Annotated in this window: 17 protein-coding genes; 8 read left to right on the top strand and 9 right to left on the bottom strand. The window is 61.7% G+C overall.

The window, feature by feature from the left end:
• Positions 1-130 precede the first annotated feature (130 nt).
• Positions 131-706 carry a MarR family winged helix-turn-helix transcriptional regulator gene (locus tag GSQ90_RS09690; RefSeq protein ID WP_158814633.1) on the bottom strand — a complete coding sequence of 192 codons (576 nt, stop codon included), beginning with the start codon at positions 704-706 and terminating at the stop codon, positions 131-133.
• A gap of 134 nt (positions 707-840) precedes the next feature.
• Between GSQ90_RS09690 and GSQ90_RS09685 the strand changes: the two genes are divergently transcribed.
• The 8 genes from GSQ90_RS09685 to GSQ90_RS09650 are packed head-to-tail and all read left to right on the top strand — an operon-like array spanning position 841 to position 8,377.
• Complete coding sequence (locus GSQ90_RS09685; RefSeq protein ID WP_158814632.1) at positions 841-1,869, top strand: ABC transporter substrate-binding protein; 1,029 nt, start codon at positions 841-843, stop codon at positions 1,867-1,869.
• Positions 1,870-1,905: 36 nt separating this feature from the next.
• Positions 1,906-2,985, top strand: coding sequence for an ABC transporter ATP-binding protein (locus GSQ90_RS09680; protein WP_158814631.1), 1,080 nt, complete (start codon positions 1,906-1,908; stop codon positions 2,983-2,985).
• Positions 2,986-2,987: 2 nt separating this feature from the next.
• Positions 2,988-3,839 carry an ABC transporter permease gene (locus GSQ90_RS09675; RefSeq protein WP_158814630.1) on the top strand — a complete coding sequence of 284 codons (852 nt, stop codon included), beginning with the start codon at positions 2,988-2,990 and terminating at the stop codon, positions 3,837-3,839.
• The gene (locus GSQ90_RS09670; protein ID WP_158814629.1) at positions 3,836-4,624 is read left to right on the top strand and encodes an ABC transporter permease; all 789 of its coding nucleotides are present in this window, start codon (positions 3,836-3,838) and stop codon (positions 4,622-4,624) included. The genes GSQ90_RS09675 and GSQ90_RS09670 overlap by 4 nt, the downstream gene beginning before the upstream one ends.
• 10 nt (positions 4,625-4,634) lie before the next feature.
• Positions 4,635-5,453, top strand: coding sequence for a polysaccharide deacetylase (locus GSQ90_RS09665; RefSeq protein ID WP_158814628.1), 819 nt, complete (start codon positions 4,635-4,637; stop codon positions 5,451-5,453).
• Positions 5,450-6,184 (top strand): SDR family NAD(P)-dependent oxidoreductase, encoded by a 735-nt coding sequence (locus GSQ90_RS09660; RefSeq protein WP_158814627.1) that lies wholly within the window; start codon positions 5,450-5,452, stop codon positions 6,182-6,184. The genes GSQ90_RS09665 and GSQ90_RS09660 overlap by 4 nt, the downstream gene beginning before the upstream one ends.
• A 2-nt stretch (positions 6,185-6,186) precedes the next feature.
• Positions 6,187-6,936 (top strand): SDR family NAD(P)-dependent oxidoreductase, encoded by a 750-nt coding sequence (locus GSQ90_RS09655; protein ID WP_158814626.1) that lies wholly within the window; start codon positions 6,187-6,189, stop codon positions 6,934-6,936.
• 34 nt (positions 6,937-6,970) lie between these two features.
• The gene (locus tag GSQ90_RS09650) at positions 6,971-8,377 is read left to right on the top strand and encodes an amidase (protein WP_158814625.1); all 1,407 of its coding nucleotides are present in this window, start codon (positions 6,971-6,973) and stop codon (positions 8,375-8,377) included.
• A gap of 154 nt (positions 8,378-8,531) precedes the next feature.
• Here GSQ90_RS09650 and GSQ90_RS09645 read toward each other — a convergent pair whose 3' ends face one another.
• The 8 genes from GSQ90_RS09645 to GSQ90_RS09610 all read right to left on the bottom strand — a co-directional run bounded on the left by GSQ90_RS09645 (position 8,532) and on the right by GSQ90_RS09610 (position 16,807).
• Positions 8,532-9,449 carry an NAD(P)-dependent oxidoreductase gene (locus tag GSQ90_RS09645; RefSeq protein WP_158814624.1) on the bottom strand — a complete coding sequence of 306 codons (918 nt, stop codon included), beginning with the start codon at positions 9,447-9,449 and terminating at the stop codon, positions 8,532-8,534.
• A gap of 37 nt (positions 9,450-9,486) precedes the next feature.
• Positions 9,487-10,587: an ABC transporter ATP-binding protein gene (locus tag GSQ90_RS09640; RefSeq protein WP_158814623.1), complete on the bottom strand. Its 1,101-nt coding sequence runs from the start codon at positions 10,585-10,587 to the stop codon at positions 9,487-9,489.
• Between the two features lie 70 nt (positions 10,588-10,657).
• Positions 10,658-11,893 (bottom strand): PotD/PotF family extracellular solute-binding protein, encoded by a 1,236-nt coding sequence (locus GSQ90_RS09635; protein ID WP_158814622.1) that lies wholly within the window; start codon positions 11,891-11,893, stop codon positions 10,658-10,660.
• 119 nt (positions 11,894-12,012) lie between these two features.
• Positions 12,013-12,855, bottom strand: coding sequence for an ABC transporter permease (locus tag GSQ90_RS09630; RefSeq protein ID WP_158814621.1), 843 nt, complete (start codon positions 12,853-12,855; stop codon positions 12,013-12,015).
• Between the two features lie 10 nt (positions 12,856-12,865).
• Entirely contained in the window at positions 12,866-13,774 is a 909-nt protein-coding gene (locus tag GSQ90_RS09625) for an ABC transporter permease (protein WP_158814620.1), read from the bottom strand.
• A 26-nt stretch (positions 13,775-13,800) separates the two neighbouring features.
• The gene (locus GSQ90_RS09620) at positions 13,801-14,883 is read right to left on the bottom strand and encodes an ABC transporter ATP-binding protein (protein ID WP_158814619.1); all 1,083 of its coding nucleotides are present in this window, start codon (positions 14,881-14,883) and stop codon (positions 13,801-13,803) included.
• Between the two features lie 98 nt (positions 14,884-14,981).
• Positions 14,982-15,953 carry a cyclase family protein gene (locus GSQ90_RS09615; protein WP_158814618.1) on the bottom strand — a complete coding sequence of 324 codons (972 nt, stop codon included), beginning with the start codon at positions 15,951-15,953 and terminating at the stop codon, positions 14,982-14,984.
• A 44-nt stretch (positions 15,954-15,997) separates the two neighbouring features.
• Complete coding sequence (locus tag GSQ90_RS09610) at positions 15,998-16,807, bottom strand: carbon-nitrogen hydrolase family protein (RefSeq protein ID WP_158814617.1); 810 nt, start codon at positions 16,805-16,807, stop codon at positions 15,998-16,000.
• Between the last annotated feature and the right edge of the window lie 121 nt (positions 16,808-16,928).

Raw genomic sequence — 16,928 nt, 5'->3', positions numbered from 1 at the left:
AATGTGTATCGGGTATTGTGATCGCGGATTTCCGTTCCGCGATCGCATTGAGGCGATATAAGGGGTTGCGAAAACGGAACCGCTTAAACGCGGGGAGACGAAGAGGCGGGCGCCGCGTTTTAGAAATCCGCTATCGAGCGCCGCCGAAATCGCCGCCAGACGCGTTCAGCAAGATCATGCGGCTCAGAAGCGTCGACAGAGTCTCTCGCTCCTGCTCGCCGAACATCGCACACAGGCGCCGTTCCGCATCCGCATGATCGGCCATCGCCGCTTCGGCTGCCGCGAAACCCTTGTCGGTCAGTTCGACGAGGATGCCGCGCCCGTCGGCAGGGTCGGCGAAACGGCGAACATAGCCTTGCTCCTCGACGCGCCGCAGCAGATTGGAAATGCCGCCCGAGGTGAACAGCATCGTCGCCTGCAGGCGCGAAGGCGACATGCGATAAGGCTCTCCCGCGACCCGCAACGTCGCCAGCACGGCATATACCGGATAGCGCAAACCATGCCGCGCCAACGCGGCATTGACCGTGCGGAGAATAATGTCCTGCAGCGCTAGAATCCTGCCCACCACCGCCTTGCCCGAGCCGTCGATGTCCGGGCGCTGACGCCGCCATTGCGCCATCCCGCGGCCGACGAGGTCGAAAGCCGGCGTCGCCGCGACATCATCGCGTTCATTGTCGCTTTGTGGAAGCCGCTTGCCTGGTTTCATTCTGATCTCTCCGCCCTCTCTATGGACAGATTCGTGGCAGATAAGCTATAAAAAAGGCAATTTACCTTTCTTGAAAGATTTTTGAAAGTCATCTAGACTAGCGCCCTGCGTGACGCAAACTTGGGAGGCGCGACATGAGAGTTTTCCACCTGGGCCTCGCCCTCGCGACGATATGGACGGCTGCCGCGGTCACGTCCGCCGGACAAGCGCAACAAGTCGTTGTCGCGACTTTTGGCGGGGTCTTCGCTGACGATACGAAGACGTGCAACATCGCGCCGTTCGAAAAGGCGACAGGCGCGAAAGTCATTACGCAGCTAGGCAATTCCGTTCAGCACGCGGCGGCAATCCGCGCGATGGGCGGCCACCCGACTTATGACGTCGCCTATATGGACAATTCGCTCGCCACGCAGCTCAACAATGAAGGGCTGCTCGCGCCCATCGACGTCAGCAAGCTGACGAGCTATCCCGATCTCGACAAAACGGCGTTCGGTCCCGCCAACAGTTATGTCGCATTCGAAGTATCGGCAACGGCGATCACTTACAATCCGAAGATCGTCAATCCCCCGCCAACTTCGTGGAACGATTTGTTCGACTCTAGATATAAAGGCCGCATCGCGCTCGGCGATATCACGGGAACTTCCGGCGTCCAGTTTCTCATGGCGATCAACAAGATGCGTGGCGGCACGCTGGACAATATGGATGCGGGCTTCGCGGCGCTGAAGGAACTCGCGGAAAATTCCGTCACTTTCTACACTCAGGCCGATCAATTGGTCTCCCTGTTTCAACGCGGGGATATCGTCATGGCCCCCTGGTATCCCGATCGCACGGGCGCGCAGATCGACAAGGGTCTCGATCTGGCCGTCGCCTATCCCAAAGAAGGCGCGGTCGGCATCAAGCCCGTTCTGGTGATCCCCAAGGGCGCCCCCAACCTCGATCTGGCGCTCAGATATGTCGACGCCGTTCTGTCGGAAGCAGGGCAAGGCTGCTTTTCCGAACGGCAATACGCCGCGCCGGTCAATATGAAGGTGAATTTGAGCGACAAGATCAAAAAGATCGTGGCGACCGGCGACGCCTACAAAAATCTTTATTTTCCCGATCCGCAGGCGGTCGCCAGTCATCTCGTGGAATGGACTCATCGCTGGCAGCGTGAGGTCGCGCACTGAACGCAGCAAGCCTGATATCCCTGGGATGCAGCGGCCATGGTTGAACTCGCCCTTCGGCGATTGACGAAACGCTATCACGATCTTCCCGTCGTCGCCGGCATCGACCTTGCCGTCGCATCAGGGGAATTCGTGTCGCTGCTTGGCCCTTCGGGCTGCGGCAAGACGACCGTGCTCCGCATGGTCGCCGGGCTGATCACGCCGACTTCCGGCGCCGTGCTCATCAACGGCGCCGACGTAACGCCGCTGCCGCCGCATCGCCGTCGGCTTGGCTTGGTCTTCCAGTCCTATGCATTGTTCCCGCATCTTTCGGTCTTCGACAATGTGGCCTTCGGCCTGCGCCGGCAGGGCCTGCGCGGCGACGACTTAAAGCGTCGGGTCGGCGAGACGCTCGACCTTGTCCGGCTTGGCCATGTCGCCGCGCGCCTTCCACGTCAGCTCTCTGGTGGGCAACAGCAACGCGTCGCCTTGGCCCGCGCCGTCGCGCCGCGCCCGCAGATTCTTCTTCTCGACGAGCCGCTTTCCAATCTCGACGCGCTTTTGCGCGACGAGATGCAGATCGAGATCAAGCGACTGCAGCGCGAGCTTGGAATCACCAGCCTGTTCGTCACGCATGACCAATCCGAAGCGCTCTCGCTCTCCGATCGAGTCTGCGTTCTCAACAACGGCCTCGTGCAGCAAGTCGGCGCGCCGGAAGAAATTTATCATAGCCCCGCCAACGGTTTCGTCGCTGGCTTCATCGGGCGCTCCAACCGATTGCGCGCCCTCATAGAGGCCGTCGACGCCAGCGGCGCGCAATTGCGGCTGAGCGATGGAACATCGTTGCGCAGCGCGTCGCGCGGCTTGGCGGTCGGCGCCGTCGTTGATGTCATCATCCGGCATCACGCAATCCGGTTGGAGGCTGTTTCGGCTCAGGGCGATGGAATCGACGGCGATGTGGTTTTGCGCTCCTTCTCGGGCGCGCAGGTTCAGCGCGTCGTACGGTTGCAAGGCGGCGTCGAGCTCGTGTCGGAATGCAGCACCGGCGCGCCGGAAGCCGCATTCGGCGTCGGCGAACGCGTCCGCATCCTCATCGATCCGCAATCGGTCTTCATCGCGCCTCCCGCGCAGGCAGGGTGATCATGGAGACGCGGCGCCCACTCGGTTTTCTGCTGATCACGCCGCTCGGCCTCGTGCTGCTCGCCGTCTTCGTGGCGCCCATCGCGATGATGCTGCCGACAAGCTTTCGCCACTATGGGGCGGGAGCCGCCGCCGCGCCCGGCTGGACGCTCGAAAACTACACCCAGATCGCCACAGATCCCTATTTCCACGAAGTGCTGGCCCGCACCTTCACGATGGGCGCGCTGGTGACCCTGGTCTGCCTCGTTGTCGGCTATCCCCTCGCCTATGTGGTGGCGCGTTCGACGGGCGCAGCGCGCAGTTGGCTGACGGTGCTGGTGGTGTTCCCGCTGCTGCTCAACCTCGTGGTGCGCTCGTTCGGCTGGATGTCGCTTCTGGCCAATCACGGCCTCCTCAACAATCTGCTGATGACGCTTGGCTTGATCCATGCGCCGCTGCATCTCATGTTCAATCTCACGGGATTGATCATCGGGCTGACCCATATCTATCTGCCGTTCATGGTGCTGGTGCTGGTCGCCGCCTTGCAGGCGCTGCCAAAAGACGCGGAAGCCGCCTCGGCGACGCTTGGCGCGGGGCCGATGAAGACATTCTTCCTCGTCACCTTGCCGCTGACCGCGCCCGGCATGTTCGCCGGCTCCGTGCTGGTCTTCGTGCTGACAATCAGCGCGCTCGTGACGCCGCGGCTGCTCGGCGGTCCGGCTTATAAGGTGATGGCGACCGTTATCTATGACGAATTCCTGAGCGATCTCGACTGGCCGTCCGGCGCCGCGCTGGCCTTCGTGCTGACCCTGATCGCCCTTCTCATTGTGGCTGGCGCCGGCTTGCTGACAAGACGCTGGACGGCCGCGCAATGAGAGATGGCCCTCTTCCCCTCACGCTCAAGATCGTCGCGGGCTTGATCCTGGCCTTCCTGATGCTGCCCGTGCTCGTCGTCGCGCTCGCCTCCGTCAGCGCCACCGCCTATCTCACCGTGCCTCCCCAAGGCGTGACGCTGCGCTGGTTTGCGCAAGTGTTGCAAGATCCCAATTATCTCCAGGCCATCGGCTTCAGTCTGGAGCTCGCGATCGCCTCGACTATCCTCGCAGTGCTGCTTGCTATTCCCGCCTGTTACGCCCTGCATCACCGCTGGCTGCCGTTCAGCGAGGCGATCTCCGCGCTGGTCCTGTCGCCGCTGATTTTTCCGGCAGTCGTGATCGGCGTGGCCTTGCTTCAATATGTCAGCATGATGGGATTGCGCGGCAATTTCGTCATGCTCGTGCTCGCCCATGTCGTCATCGTGACGCCTTATGTCGTGCGCACGGCGTTGGCGGGACTCGCGGGCTTCGATCCGTCGCTTGAGGAGGCCGCCCGCGTCCTCGGCGCAACGAGGCTGTCGGCGTTCGGCCTCGTCGTCTTGCCTGGCATAAGAGCGTCGCTGCTGGCGGGTTTCGTATTCGCGCTGATTACCTCTTTCGATGAAGTGCCGGTTACGGTGTTCCTGTTGCCGCCCGGCCAGGCGACGCTGCCGGTCACCATTTTCAGCGCGATCGATCTTGGCGTCGATCCCTCGATCGCCGCCGTCTCGACCCTGCTGATCGTCGCCACATTAATCCTGCTTGTCATGGTCGAACGCATGGCTGGCGTTCGCCGTATTATATGAGGACCATCAGATGTCTCTGACCGATCGCGGATTTCCTTTGTTCCTAACATTCGATCTCGATGCCGAGACGATGTGGACCGCGCGCGACCCCAATTACGCCAAACGGCCGATTCTCATGTCACAGGGCGCCTATGGCTGGAAGGTCGGCGTCTGGCGCGTGATGGAATTGCTGCGCCGCTATGAAGTCCGCGCAACCTTCTTCATCCCCGGAATCATCGTCGAGCAGCGTCCGCAAGTCGTGGAGGCGCTGTTGAAGGACGGGCATGAGATTGCCCACCACAGCCACACTCATGCATGGATCGTCAATCTCACCCCCGAGCAAGAGCGGGAGGAGATGCAGAAGGGATTTGACGCGATCAAGCGGGCAACCGGCCAGGCGCCGCGCGGCTACCGCTCTCCCGCCGCCGAGTTCAGCCCGATCAGCCTTGGCCTGATGAAGGAATACGGCTTCGATTATTCCTCGAACTTCTTCGACGACGATTCGCCCTATCTCCTGGAGATAGACGGGGAGACGACCGATATCGTCGAGCTACCGTTCCGTTGGGTTCTGGATGACGCGCCCTTCTTCCAATATTCGATCGTGTTGCCAGGACGAACGATGCATCCGCCGTCCTCCGTTCTCGAATCCTGGAAGACCGAATTCGACGTCCTCTATCATGAAGATCGGATGATGATGGTCGGCATGCATCCCGAAATCATCGGCCAACCTTCACGACTCGTGGTGCTCGAAGGGCTGATCAAGCACGCCCGCGATCACGCCAATGTCTGGATGGGGCGTTGTGACGAGATGAGCGATCAAATACGGCCGCGTCTGAAGGCGCCGCGATGAAGGCGCTGCAGGGACGACGCCTTCTCATCGTTGGCGGCGCCGCGGGCATCGGCCTCGCTACGGTCCGCCAATGCCTGGACGCCGGAGCGCAAACAGCCGTTCTGGATCGCGATCCGTGGACCGGCGGCGGCGCGCCGACAATTGCGCTGCAAGCCGATGTCCGCAACGCCCAAGAGGTCGACGCGGCCGTGAAAGCGGCGGCTGGGCGGATGGGGGCGATCGATGGAATCATCTATTGCGCCGGCGTCGATCTCCTGGCCAATGTCGCGGAAACGCGCGACGAAGATTGGGAGCGCATCCTCGACGTCAACCTGACGGGAGCCATGCGTGTCTGCCGCGCGGCGCTGCGCGACTTTGCCCCCGAAGGCGGCACGATCGTACTCGTATCTTCGGCGGCCGGTCTGCGCCCCCTGCCCGATCGCACCGCCTATTGCGCCTCGAAAGCTGGCCTCGTGATGTTCGCCAAGGCGATGGCTGTCGAACTTGCGCAGCGATCTATCCGCGTCAACGCGATCTGCCCTGGCGCTGTGGAAACGGAGCTGTTCCGGTCCAGTTTCCACGACGCCTCCGACGCCGAAGCCGTGCGGTCTGAGATTCGGGATCGCTATGCTTTGCGCCGCATCGCTGATCCCGAAGAGATGGCGAGTTGCATCTTGTTTCTTACCAGCGCTGCGTCGAGTTATGTGACGGGGATTGCTCTGGCGGCCGATGGCGGACGGAGTTTCCATTGACCATGCGCCGGTTCGATGGGCGGATCGCCATGATCACGGGCGCCGCCAATGGCATCGGGGCGGCGGTGGCGCATCGGCTCGCCGCCGAAGGCGCCCGTATCGCCGTCATCGATCTTGAGGAAGCGGCGCTCCTGAAGGAATTTTCCGGTTTGCCCAAGGCGTCTTGCCTGACGATGGCCGGCGACTGCACGCAGGACGATGTGTTGCGGCGGTTCGTTGCGACGGCGGAGCAGAAACTGGGGCCGATCGACATTCTCGTCAACAATGTCGGACAGAGCGCGCGAGAGAGAGGCGGCGCTTTTGTTGATTCCGACCAAGAGGTCTGGCGCTTCGTTCTGGAAATCTCCCTGCTCGTCACCTTGCGCCTGTCGCGTCTGGTCGCTCCCGGCATGAAAGCGAGGCGGTCCGGGCGCATCGTCAACATGTCGAGCGACGCCGCCTTTGCAGGCGACGCCGGGCTTGCCGATTATGCGACGGCGAAAATGGGGCTCATCGGCTTCACGCGCGCATTGGCGCGCGAACTTGCCGCCGACGGCGTCACGGTCAATGCAGTTGCGCCAGGCGCCGTTCGCACACGCGCGCACGACCGCATCGCGCCGGAAATTCTGGATCGGCTTCGAAAGGGGACGCCAGCCGGCTTCATCGCCGAACCGGAAGACGTCGCCGGACTGGTCGCCTATCTCGCCAGCGCGGAGGCGCGTTTTGTGACCGGCCAGACCATTCTGATCGACGGCGGACGGTGGATGCTGTGACGGCGCCGATCTTTCGAACAAAAGGAGCAGCCCCATGAGCGCTATCGCGGATATGAAAGCGGTCGAACTCGCGCAAGCGATCCGCAACCGGAAGGTGTCGCCGATAGAGGCGGTGCGGGCGGCGCTCGATCGCATCGCCCAGCGCGCCGAACTCAACGCCTTTATCACTGTCACTGCGGACGCGGCGCTCGCGGCCGCAAAAGTCGCGGAACAGCAAGTGATGGCTGGCGACCCCCTGCCCTCGCTGCACGGCGTTCCCTATTCCGTGAAGGATCTGACCAATACCGCTGGCGTGCGAACGACAATGGGCTCGGCGATCTTCGAAAATTTCGTGCCGACGGAGGACGCCATCGCCGTCGCCCGCGCCAAGGCGGCGGGCGCCATTCTCATCGGCAAGACGACGACGCCGGAATTTGGTCACAAGCAATCGACGGACGCGCCGATCTTCGGCCGCACGCTCAACCCGATCGATCCGACCGTGACCTGCGGCGCGTCCAGCGGCGGCGCCGCCGTCGCCGTCGCCTCCGGCATGGGTCCGTTGGCCCTTGGAACCGACGGCGGCGGATCGATCCGCATTCCCGCCGCCTGTTGCGGGATTGTTGGCCTGAAGGCGACGCTCGGCGCGATCCCGAACCTTCAGCCCCCCGATCTGTTCTCGGCCAATTCCTATGTCGGCCCTATGGCGCGCGATGTCGCGGATGTAAACCTCTTGTTCGATGTGCTGGCCGGACCGGACAAGCGTGATCCCTATGGCCAGGCGGCGCCCGATCCCCAGCGTGCGCCCCAGAGCCTTGCGGGGGTCAAGATCGCCTGGCTGCCGCGTTGCGGGAATCACAAACTGGACTCTGAAGTCGAGGCCGCGACGAAGGCGGCTGTACGGCGAATGGAGGCGCTTGGAGCGATCGTCGAGGAGATCGCGCTCGATTTCGTCTCCATGGAGCCTTCGTTCCTGGTGATCCTGGAGTCCGGCGTCGCCTCCCGCGTCGCTCCGCATCTCGAGCGCTTCGGCGATCGGCTCGACCCTCATCTGATCATCACCGTCGAGAAGGGAATGCGGCATAGCGCGGTCGCATTGCAGCAGGCGGGATTTGCGCGCACCGACATGTTCCGCAAACTGCAGCAATTGTTTCAGCGCTTCGATCTGATCGTCTCGCCTGCGCTTACCGCGCCGCCGCTGCCGCTCGGCGATCAATTGCCCGACGGGCCCGTGCTCATTAACGGCGCGCCCGCAGGATCGCTGCGCGGCGGCTGGTATCCCTATGCTTTCCCGCTGAACCTGACCGGGCATCCCGCCATTGCGCTTCCCTGCGGACGCACTCGGACGGGTCTGCCGATTGGCTTGCAGATGGCGGGGCGCTGGCACGCCGATAAGTTCTTGCTCGCAGCCGCGGGCATTTTGGAAACAGATTTGCATATTGGCAAATTCGGCGGAGAAGACTGACAAGGAACGTCGAAATTGCCGCCTTGCAGCGCGATTGGAATGCGGTCGTCGCACGCACGCGCACAACCGCCGCCGTCTCCTCGTTCGTTGCGGGCATAACGACCAGAAGCGCGCGGCCGTTCTTGCATGAAAGACGCGCTTTGCCCGAACCGGTTTAAGGTGGCGCGCTCGACAGCCTTTCCGCCAAGCCTTGGATCCCATCTCGCAGGTCGACAACCGGGGCAAAACCCAGGTCTCTCCTGGCGGCGCGGATGTCGATGCGGCCTTGCAGATCGTCAAGAGGATCGACGCCGCTTCCCAGGCTGATGATGGATTTCGGAAACACGGACCGAACCAATTCGGCGACCTCATCTAACGTATCTACGCGATCTCCTGTGATGGCGTATTCCGTGCGTGGGAGAGACGAGGTCCCAAGAGCGGCGACAAGGGCTACCGCAGCGTCGTCGGCGTGGATGTACTGGCGAGGAAATCCTTTGCCCCAGGGCCGTGAAAAAGGACGTTCGGCGATCGCGGCTCTGACCATATCCCGAAGAAGGCAGTCGGTCGTGCGTTCCGGCCCGTAGACCCAGGACAAGCGCAAGCTCACGCCATCCAGTCGATGTTCGGCCGAATAGGCGGCCACCAATTGCTCTCCGGCCACTTTGCTTGCGCCATAGACTGAGGTCGGCCGCAGCGGCGCGTGCTCTGTTATCGGAACGTTGCCGGGCGATCCATATACGCTGCATGATGAGCAGAAGACGAAACGGGGAATGGCGTGGATTCGGGCAATTTCGAGAAGATTGGCCGTTCCCACAATATTCGTTTCGACGATCGAGAATGGGTTGTCCTTGCCAAGCATTGGCCCGGAAATCGCGCCGCAGTGAATGATTCCAGCCAATGGTTGACGTCGAACGAGAGCATGCAAGCGATGGCCATCGGTTAGGTCGGCCGCTGCGACCAAGGCGCCGTCGACATGGACTGCAATCCGGTCGATCGCGACAAAGGCCTGTTTCAGCGCCGTCAGCCGCCGCAACACCGCTCGTCCGACGAGGCCAGCGGCGCCCGTTACGAGAATCGGATATTGTCCGTTCATGGCCTGAGACCCCATGTGCATCGTGAAAAGCGCGCCATCAGGCGGCGATGACCGTCGCCGCGGCGGCCGGCCAGGTGAGCAGCACCTCTCCGCCGCGCTGGAATTGGTCGCCAGGATATTTGTCGACATGCGCTTCGAGCGAGAGCGCGCGACCGGTGGGAAGGTCGACCGACAGACGTTGGACATGGCCGACGACGCTTGAACGGCCGACAACAGCGGAGATCGCATTCCCATCATTTCGAACAAGCACCTCATCTCGCTTATTCGCCTGGTGCAATTGCACGGCCTCGGTCGGAACAATGATCTTGGCCAATCGACCTGCTTCGAAGTTTTCATTTGCTGAACCCGTCAGCAACCCAAGCGGGGTCTTGACGCGGACGTTCGTCCCCTGGGTCATCGTCACGGCGCCATCGAAGATGATGTTGTTGCCGATGAACTGGGCGACGAACAGAGTTGCTGGCCGCGTATAGAGCGCAAGCGGCGTGCTGACCTGTTCGATCCGCCCCTGATTCATGACGACGACGCGGTCCGACAGCGACAGCGCCTCTGATTGCGCATGGGTTACAAAGACGAATGTTATGCCCAGCGTCTTCTGAAGGATTTTGAGTTCGTTCTGGATGGTCCTGCGCAAATTTGCATCGAGGGCGCCCAAAGGCTCGTCAAGGAGCAGAATCTCGGGCTCCACCACCAGTCCTCGCGCCAAGGCGATGCGTTGGCGCTGGCCGCCTGACAGATTGTTGACGCGTCGGTCGGCTATGTCCTCAAGGCCGAGCGTCGCGAGCATGCGATCGACTTTGGCGTCGCGCTCGACCTTCGGCACGCGCTTCACTTCCAGTCCGTAGCTGATGTTGCGGCGCACCGTCATGTGAGGGAAAAGCGCATAACTTTGAAAGATCATCGACGTCGGCCGCCGTTCCGGCGGCAAATCATTGATGCGCTGACCGCGGATCCGGATGTCGCCCGCCGATATCGCCTCAAAGCCGCCGATCATCCGCAGCGTCGTGGTCTTTCCGCAGCCAGACGGACCGAGAAACGCAATGAATTCGCCTCTCGCCACCGTCAGATCGAAGTCGACGACCGCCGGTGTGCCGTTGTCGTAGACTTTGCCCACCTTGATCAGTTCGAGATCGCTCTGCACGCCTGTTCTCCCGATATTTCTGCCAATGGCGCCGGACGGAGACCTCCCCCGTCCGGCGCCGAAGCCCGCGTCAGGCGCTGAGGAATTCATCCCACTTCTGGATCAGATGGTCGTACTCATCCGGCCATTGGTGCCAGTAGGCGACCTTCGACGCGCGTTCCTCAAGCGAACCGCCGTCGCGCAGGTCGCCTTCCTTGATGCCGCGCTCGGTCGCGCCGACCCACGGCTTGCCTTCGTACCAGAAAGCATATTTCTCAGGCGACATCGCCTTCTTGATGTTGGTGGACGGCGAATAATAGCCCTGCTCGGAGACGGCGACCCCCGGCGGCCCGGAAAGCCAGTAGTCGGCATAGGCGAACACGGCTTCCTTGTTGGGGCTGCTGGCGATCAGGGTCGGACCGATCGCCCATCCGCGATAACCCTCCTTCGGGACGGCGTATTTGCAAGCCTTCCCCTGCGCCTTCACCGCCATCACGGCGGGCTGCCAGGCGTCGCAAACCACCATTTCTCCCGACACCAGGAGATTGACGAGTTCGCCGAAATCGCCCCACAGCGCTCGGAATTGACCGCCCTTCTTCTTCGAGACAATGAACTTCACCGCTTCGTCGATCTCCGCGGCTGAAGGATTGGCCGGGTTCTTGACGTTCGACAGGCCGAGCGTATTCATCGCCATGAAAGCCTGGCCAAGAGCGGTCAGCGGATCGGTGTTGAGGCCGGATTTGCCTTTCCATTTGGGGTCGAAGATCGCCGTCCAGCTATTGGCTTCTTCCGCGGACAGGACATCCGGGTTGTAGCCGACAGAGTCGTAATTATAGACCGCCGGCGCCATCCAAAGTTCCGTCCGACTCGCATCGGCCCATATCTGTCCGGTGATCTGCGCTTTCGGGCCCCACTTTGGATTAGGCGTGGTGAAGGTGTCGCGGATCGCGGACCAGTTCTTGATCGCGCTCGTGGGAATTGGCGAAATGCTCTTGGTCATCACGACGGCGGGCAGCCGCTCGGCGGTCGGCTCCCAGCAATCATAGTCCGAGGACCCCGACAAAATCTTGGTCTGACCGTCTGGCGTCGTCGCCGCCGTGCCCGAAGTCGCGCCGACGCCCGACGCGGCCTTGAAATCGGCGAGAATGCGTTCCTGCACAGTCACGGACAGGCCGATCGTGCGGAGTTGCTCGCTCGCGAGCGATGAAGCCTTCGCATAGGCCTGGCTGGACGACAGGAACGGCGTGCCGCCCCCCAGCGTCAACGCCATTGCGCCTGCCGAGGCCTTCAGCAGGGATCGGCGTGTTACTTCCGTTTTGTCAGACATGGTTCACCTCTGGTTGCTGATGTTTGTGCTCGTGCCCACTTCATGTCGGCGCACCCTTCGGGCGGCAGGGTCCAGCGGCGGCTCGGAATGGAACCGCAAATCCTCGTGTGTCGTCGTCCTCATTCCTCCTGAATCGCGATGCGCCGCGCGCGTCGGACGGAAAGACTCATCAGGATGGCGTAGACGCCCAGCAAAGCGAAGGAGAACAGCGTCGTCAGCACGCCGAAGGCGAAGACGTTCGGGTGGATCTCAACGGCGAATGTGCCGTAGATCGCCAGCGGCAAGGTGAGATCGCGGCCGGAAGCGAAGAGCGTGCGAGAGAACTCGTCGTAGGACAACGTGAAGGCGAATAGCATCGCCGAGAGGACGCCGGGGAAGATCAGAGGGAACGTCACCTTCCGGAATGTGCGTGCAGGTGAGACGCCCAGTGACCAGGACGCTTCTTCGACGCTCTTGTCGAACCGGTTGAAGATCGCCAGCATCACCAGGAAGGCAAAGGGAAAGGTATAGACCACGTGTAATACGAAGGCCGTGCTCCACCAGTGACGGTCGATGCCGAAAAAATTCGCCACCAGCGCCATGCCGAGGCCGACCAGGACGCCTGGAACCATCATCCCCAATACGATCAGGTAGAAGACAATCCCTGACCCTTTGAACCGGCTACGAAAGGCCTGCGCCGACATCACGCCGAGGACGGTCGAGACGATCATCGTCATGAAAGCCAGCGTCATCGAGCGAAACAGGCTCTCGCCGATCGGCAACGGCGCAACGCGGGAGGGGGGCGCCAAGCCGAAAAGATGCTGGTACCAATAGCTCGACCATTCGATGATCGGAAACTGCGGTCCGCCCTCGGGCCCGGTCTGGAACGACAAAATGGCCAGAATCGCGAAAGGCGCGTAGAGGAAGACGAGGAACAGCGTCGTGTAGAGGGCGAGCGCGGGCTTCATGACAGCGGATTGCATGACGGCTCCCTCAAAGTTCGTTACGCAGATCGACGATGCGCAAGAGCCCAGCGACGACAGCGCCGATGACGATGGTGAGAATCACGCCGGCGACGGCCGCGAACGCCCATTTCAGCGAGCCGACCTGGGTGACGATGATGTTGCCGAGAAGGTTGACCTTGCGCCCCGACAGCGCAGCCGAAGTGGCGAATTCGCCCAGCACCATGACTGAGACGAAGATCGCGCCGACCACCACGCCCGGCATCGACAGGGGAAGAATGATGGTGCGGAAGATGCGCCAAAAGCCTGCGCCAAGATCGCGCGCCGCCTCGATGATGTTGGGGTCGATGCGCGCGAGCATGAAGGCGATCGGCCCGACCATGAACACGCAATAGATCTGCGTCATGCCGATCACAACGGAAAGGTCGGAAAACAGCAGCGCCTCGATCGGCTGAGTGATGATTCCGAACTTCATCAGGATGAGATTGATCGCCCCTTCCTTGCCCAGCATCGGCCGCCACGCCAGCACGCGGATCAGGAAGGAGGTCCAGAACGGAATGACGCAAAGCGTCAGAAGCACCGTCTGGATCGTCTTGTTCTTGACGAACAGGCCGACGAATAGAGCGCTCGGATATCCCACGAGGAGGGTCGTGGCGAGAACTGTGAGCCAGATCCTGACGGTGGTTCCAAGGGCGCCAAGATAGGTGTCGCTGGCGAAGAACGTGACCCAGCTCTTTGTCGTCAGTATCGGCTCGATCTTGAATGTGGTTTGCGTCCAGAAGGAGACGTAGACGATCATGAGCATCGGAAGGACGAGGAACAGCCCCATCCAGACGACGCCAGGAGCGATCAGCCAATAAGCGACTCGGGCGCCGTTATTTCTTGGCGGGGGATCAACATGGGCATTCTCAGCCGCAATCGTCGTCGTTGTCGTGGTCATCTCACTCTCGTCTCTCGTGGCGACCATCACGCAAAAACCAGCGCATCGCGCGGCTCCCACGCGAGAGCGTAGCCTTGCTTCTGCGCATAGTTCGGCGGCTCGCGGAGACTGAGGTGATCCTCCACCTCGATGACTTGCCCTCCCGCCGTCGCGAAGAAGGAAAGTACGGATGAGCCGCTGTACTCGCTGGCCACGAAAGTCGCGGCGAGGCCCGCTTCATCGGGGGAAATAGGCCTATCGACGGGGCGTACGGCGATCCGGTCATGACGGATGGCGTAGGCGCTGGCCTTGCCCGGGCGCCCTGGAGCTCGCGCGCCGTCAAGCGGGAAGCGCCCCACGCTGCTCACGAATTCGCGGCCCTCGACTGCCCCTTCGAAGAGATTGTAGCAATTGAGAAGACGGGCGACCTGCGGCGATGCGGGATGATTGTAGATCGATTCGGCAAGGTCGACCTGAGCGATCCGCCCCCGGTCAAGAACGATGATCGTATCGCCCATCGCCAACGCTTCGGCTTCGCTCCCGGTCACATGCAAGAAAGTAACGCCCAAGCGGTCGTGCAGGCTGCGCAGCTCGTCCCGCATCCGCGCTCGAAGATTGGCGTCGAGGGCGCCGAGCGGCTCGTCGAGCAGCACAAGCCGAGGCTCGGTCACCAGCGTTCGCGCGAGGGCCACACGCTGGCGCTGCCCGCCCGAAATTTGATGCATATCCCGACTTTCGAGGCCTTTCAGGCCGACGAGGGCAATCATGTCGCGGACCTTCGCATCGATCGCCCGGCGATCCATATTCGTCTCGCTCTCCCGGTTCAGCAGGCCAAACGACACGTTCTTCTCCACTGTCAGGTGCGGAAACAGCGCGAAATTCTGGAAGACGATGCCGATGCCGCGCCGATGCGTGGGAATATCGCGGATGCGACGTCCGTCAAAAACGACATGGCCGGCGTCCGGCTGCTCGAAGCCCGCGATGACGCGCAGGAGCGTTGTCTTGCCAGACCCGCTGGGTCCCAGAAGCGCCACATAGGCGCCAGGCGCCACCGAAAAGCTGACGCCGTCCAACGCCGCGACATCGCCGTAACGTCGTTCGATCCCGTTAAGGGTGAGCAGCGGCTGCATGATCTCCAACCAGAGTTGAACTCATCGCCCGGTCGTGGCTTGGGCGGACAACGGGTTTGCGGAAACGACATTAGGGGTCACGTGTCCCGCCGAACTCTCTAGTTCGTCAGCGGCATGGCGACGGGGCGCATCGGAGCGCCCGTCGCTCCACGCAGCTTGATGCACGCCCCGAAGAAGGCGAACTCGTAGACGCGCTCCTCAACCAATTCGTCGAGATAGGCCATCTCCAGAATTGGAACGCCCGCCTCGGCCAAGAGATAAGTGTGGACCGGGAAGAAATTCACCGGCTCCGCGGACGGCGTCTGCTCCAGCGTCAGGTTGTCGGCGCCGATCATGATTGCGCCGTTCTTGGCCAGGAATTCGGCGCCCTGCCGATTGAGGCCCGGCGTATTGGCGACGAAGGCGATGTCGGGCCAGAGCTTCATTTGTCCGGTATGGATCAGCACCACGTCGCCCGGTTTGAGCGCGAGGCTCTGCCGCTTCAGGCACCCCTTCAGGTCTTCTTCGCCGATCGCGTGGCTCGGCGGCAAGGTGGGAACGCCATGCAGGGCGGCGACATCCAGCAACACGCCGCGTGCGAAGATCGGCGGGTGCTTTTCCGCCCCACACCTGTCCCACACCCGGCTGCCTAGATGTTCTTTGGCGCTAAATTCATTGAATATTTGGCCGTTGTAACCGAAGTGGTTGAACGTATCGATGTGCGTCCCGCAATGGGTGTACATCGAGATGCTATCGCCGGAATAGCCGACGAGTTGGTTGGCCTCCAGGCTCACCCCCATGCTGTTGTCGACGATTTCGCCGGCCGGCGTATGCGTCATCCATATCTGATAAGGCTGGTCGCCCGCGCCGAACCAGCCGGGCATGCCGACGAAATGATCGACGGACAGATCAAACACCTTTGAGGCGTCGGCGCGGCTCAGGATCGCCGAGCGCGAGCGCGCATCAATGAGGTTCAGCATGCCGATCTCATCGTCTTTCCCATAAGGGCTCTTGGAGACCTTATGAAACTCGGCGTTGTAGGCGACGATCTTCGCTTTCATCGCCTCGTCGACATAACATGCAACGCACATGGCTTTCTCCCGGCTCGTTGAATTCCTCAGTGTTGGCCATCGGTTCAAAGCCGATAGGCATCCGGCTTTCTGTCCTTGAAGGGCGATATCTCAAACTCGCCCGATTGAAAGACGATCGTCTTGTTGCGCGAGCGGGCAAGATCGATGTCCGCCGCAAACAGGCCCGTCTCCTTGCCAGCGTGCGTCAGGACGGCGCCGAGCGGATCAACGATTTGGCTGGCCCCCATGAATTCCGTGCCTTCCTCTGAATCGTTCCGGTTGGCGGCAAGGAAATAAACGAAATTCTCCGCGGCTCTCACAGGCGTGAAATGATCAGCGAGAATGTGTGAGGCGTTCGGCCAGTTCGTGGGCAGTGCGACGATTTCGGCGCCGCTCAGTACGAGCGTCCGGATGATCTCCGGAAATCGGATTTCATAACAAATGGCGATCCCGATCGCGCCGATCGCGGTCGAAAACACCGACGGGTCGATTCCATCGGGATGGTCGACGAAACGATCGCCTCCCAGGAAAGGCAGATGCTGCTTGCGGTGGCGCCCGATGATTCCATCCGGACCTATGAGAAGCGCGGTGTTGTAGACCGCGCCGCCCACCTTCTCTAACAGGCCGACCACCGCGTGGATGGCCCCCATTTTACAGGCGTCGATTACGGACGCGACTTCCGCGCTGTCCATATCCAGCGCCGCCGCCTCCAACGCGATACGGTCCGCAAAGACGTAACCCGTGAGGCAGCATTCGGGAAGCACCACCAGTGCGCACCCTTCGGCCGCAGCCCTCTCAATCATGTTGCACGCCGCATTCGCATTGCGACGGGCGTCGCCCTTTGTTGCACCTAACTGAGCGACCGCCACACGCATTTTATGCCTATCAAACGCCATCCGATGAGAGTAGCATGTCACACTCTACCGGCGAGTCAATGCCGCTTTGTGCAACAAATTTGACATTCGATGCGCGTTCTTTGAGCAGTTCATCCTGCCT

Source organism: Methylocapsa sp. S129 (assembly GCF_009765995.1).
In the GTDB taxonomy this organism is placed as follows: domain Bacteria; phylum Pseudomonadota; class Alphaproteobacteria; order Rhizobiales; family Beijerinckiaceae; genus Roseiarcus.
This window is presented reverse-complemented; position numbering and strand designations above follow the sequence as displayed.

Bases quoted from the DNA above. Each gene is read 5' to 3' on its own strand.
- GSQ90_RS09690 (WP_158814633.1), bottom strand. From the start codon at position 706: ATGAAACCAGGCAAGCGGCTTCCACAAAGCGACAATGAACGCGATGAT.
- GSQ90_RS09685 (WP_158814632.1), top strand. From the start codon at position 841: ATGAGAGTTTTCCACCTGGGCCTCGCCCTCGCGACGATATGGACGGCT.
- GSQ90_RS09680 (WP_158814631.1), top strand. From the start codon at position 1,906: ATGGTTGAACTCGCCCTTCGGCGATTGACGAAACGCTATCACGATCTT.
- GSQ90_RS09675 (WP_158814630.1), top strand. From the start codon at position 2,988: ATGGAGACGCGGCGCCCACTCGGTTTTCTGCTGATCACGCCGCTCGGC.
- GSQ90_RS09670 (WP_158814629.1), top strand. From the start codon at position 3,836: ATGAGAGATGGCCCTCTTCCCCTCACGCTCAAGATCGTCGCGGGCTTG.
- GSQ90_RS09665 (WP_158814628.1), top strand. From the start codon at position 4,635: ATGTCTCTGACCGATCGCGGATTTCCTTTGTTCCTAACATTCGATCTC.
- GSQ90_RS09660 (WP_158814627.1), top strand. From the start codon at position 5,450: ATGAAGGCGCTGCAGGGACGACGCCTTCTCATCGTTGGCGGCGCCGCG.
- GSQ90_RS09655 (WP_158814626.1), top strand. From the start codon at position 6,187: ATGCGCCGGTTCGATGGGCGGATCGCCATGATCACGGGCGCCGCCAAT.
- GSQ90_RS09650 (WP_158814625.1), top strand. From the start codon at position 6,971: ATGAGCGCTATCGCGGATATGAAAGCGGTCGAACTCGCGCAAGCGATC.
- GSQ90_RS09645 (WP_158814624.1), bottom strand. From the start codon at position 9,449: ATGAACGGACAATATCCGATTCTCGTAACGGGCGCCGCTGGCCTCGTC.
- GSQ90_RS09635 (WP_158814622.1), bottom strand. From the start codon at position 11,893: ATGTCTGACAAAACGGAAGTAACACGCCGATCCCTGCTGAAGGCCTCG.
- GSQ90_RS09630 (WP_158814621.1), bottom strand. From the start codon at position 12,855: ATGCAATCCGCTGTCATGAAGCCCGCGCTCGCCCTCTACACGACGCTG.
- GSQ90_RS09625 (WP_158814620.1), bottom strand. From the start codon at position 13,774: ATGACCACGACAACGACGACGATTGCGGCTGAGAATGCCCATGTTGAT.
- GSQ90_RS09620 (WP_158814619.1), bottom strand. From the start codon at position 14,883: ATGCAGCCGCTGCTCACCCTTAACGGGATCGAACGACGTTACGGCGAT.
- GSQ90_RS09615 (WP_158814618.1), bottom strand. From the start codon at position 15,953: ATGTGCGTTGCATGTTATGTCGACGAGGCGATGAAAGCGAAGATCGTC.
- GSQ90_RS09610 (WP_158814617.1), bottom strand. From the start codon at position 16,807: ATGCGTGTGGCGGTCGCTCAGTTAGGTGCAACAAAGGGCGACGCCCGT.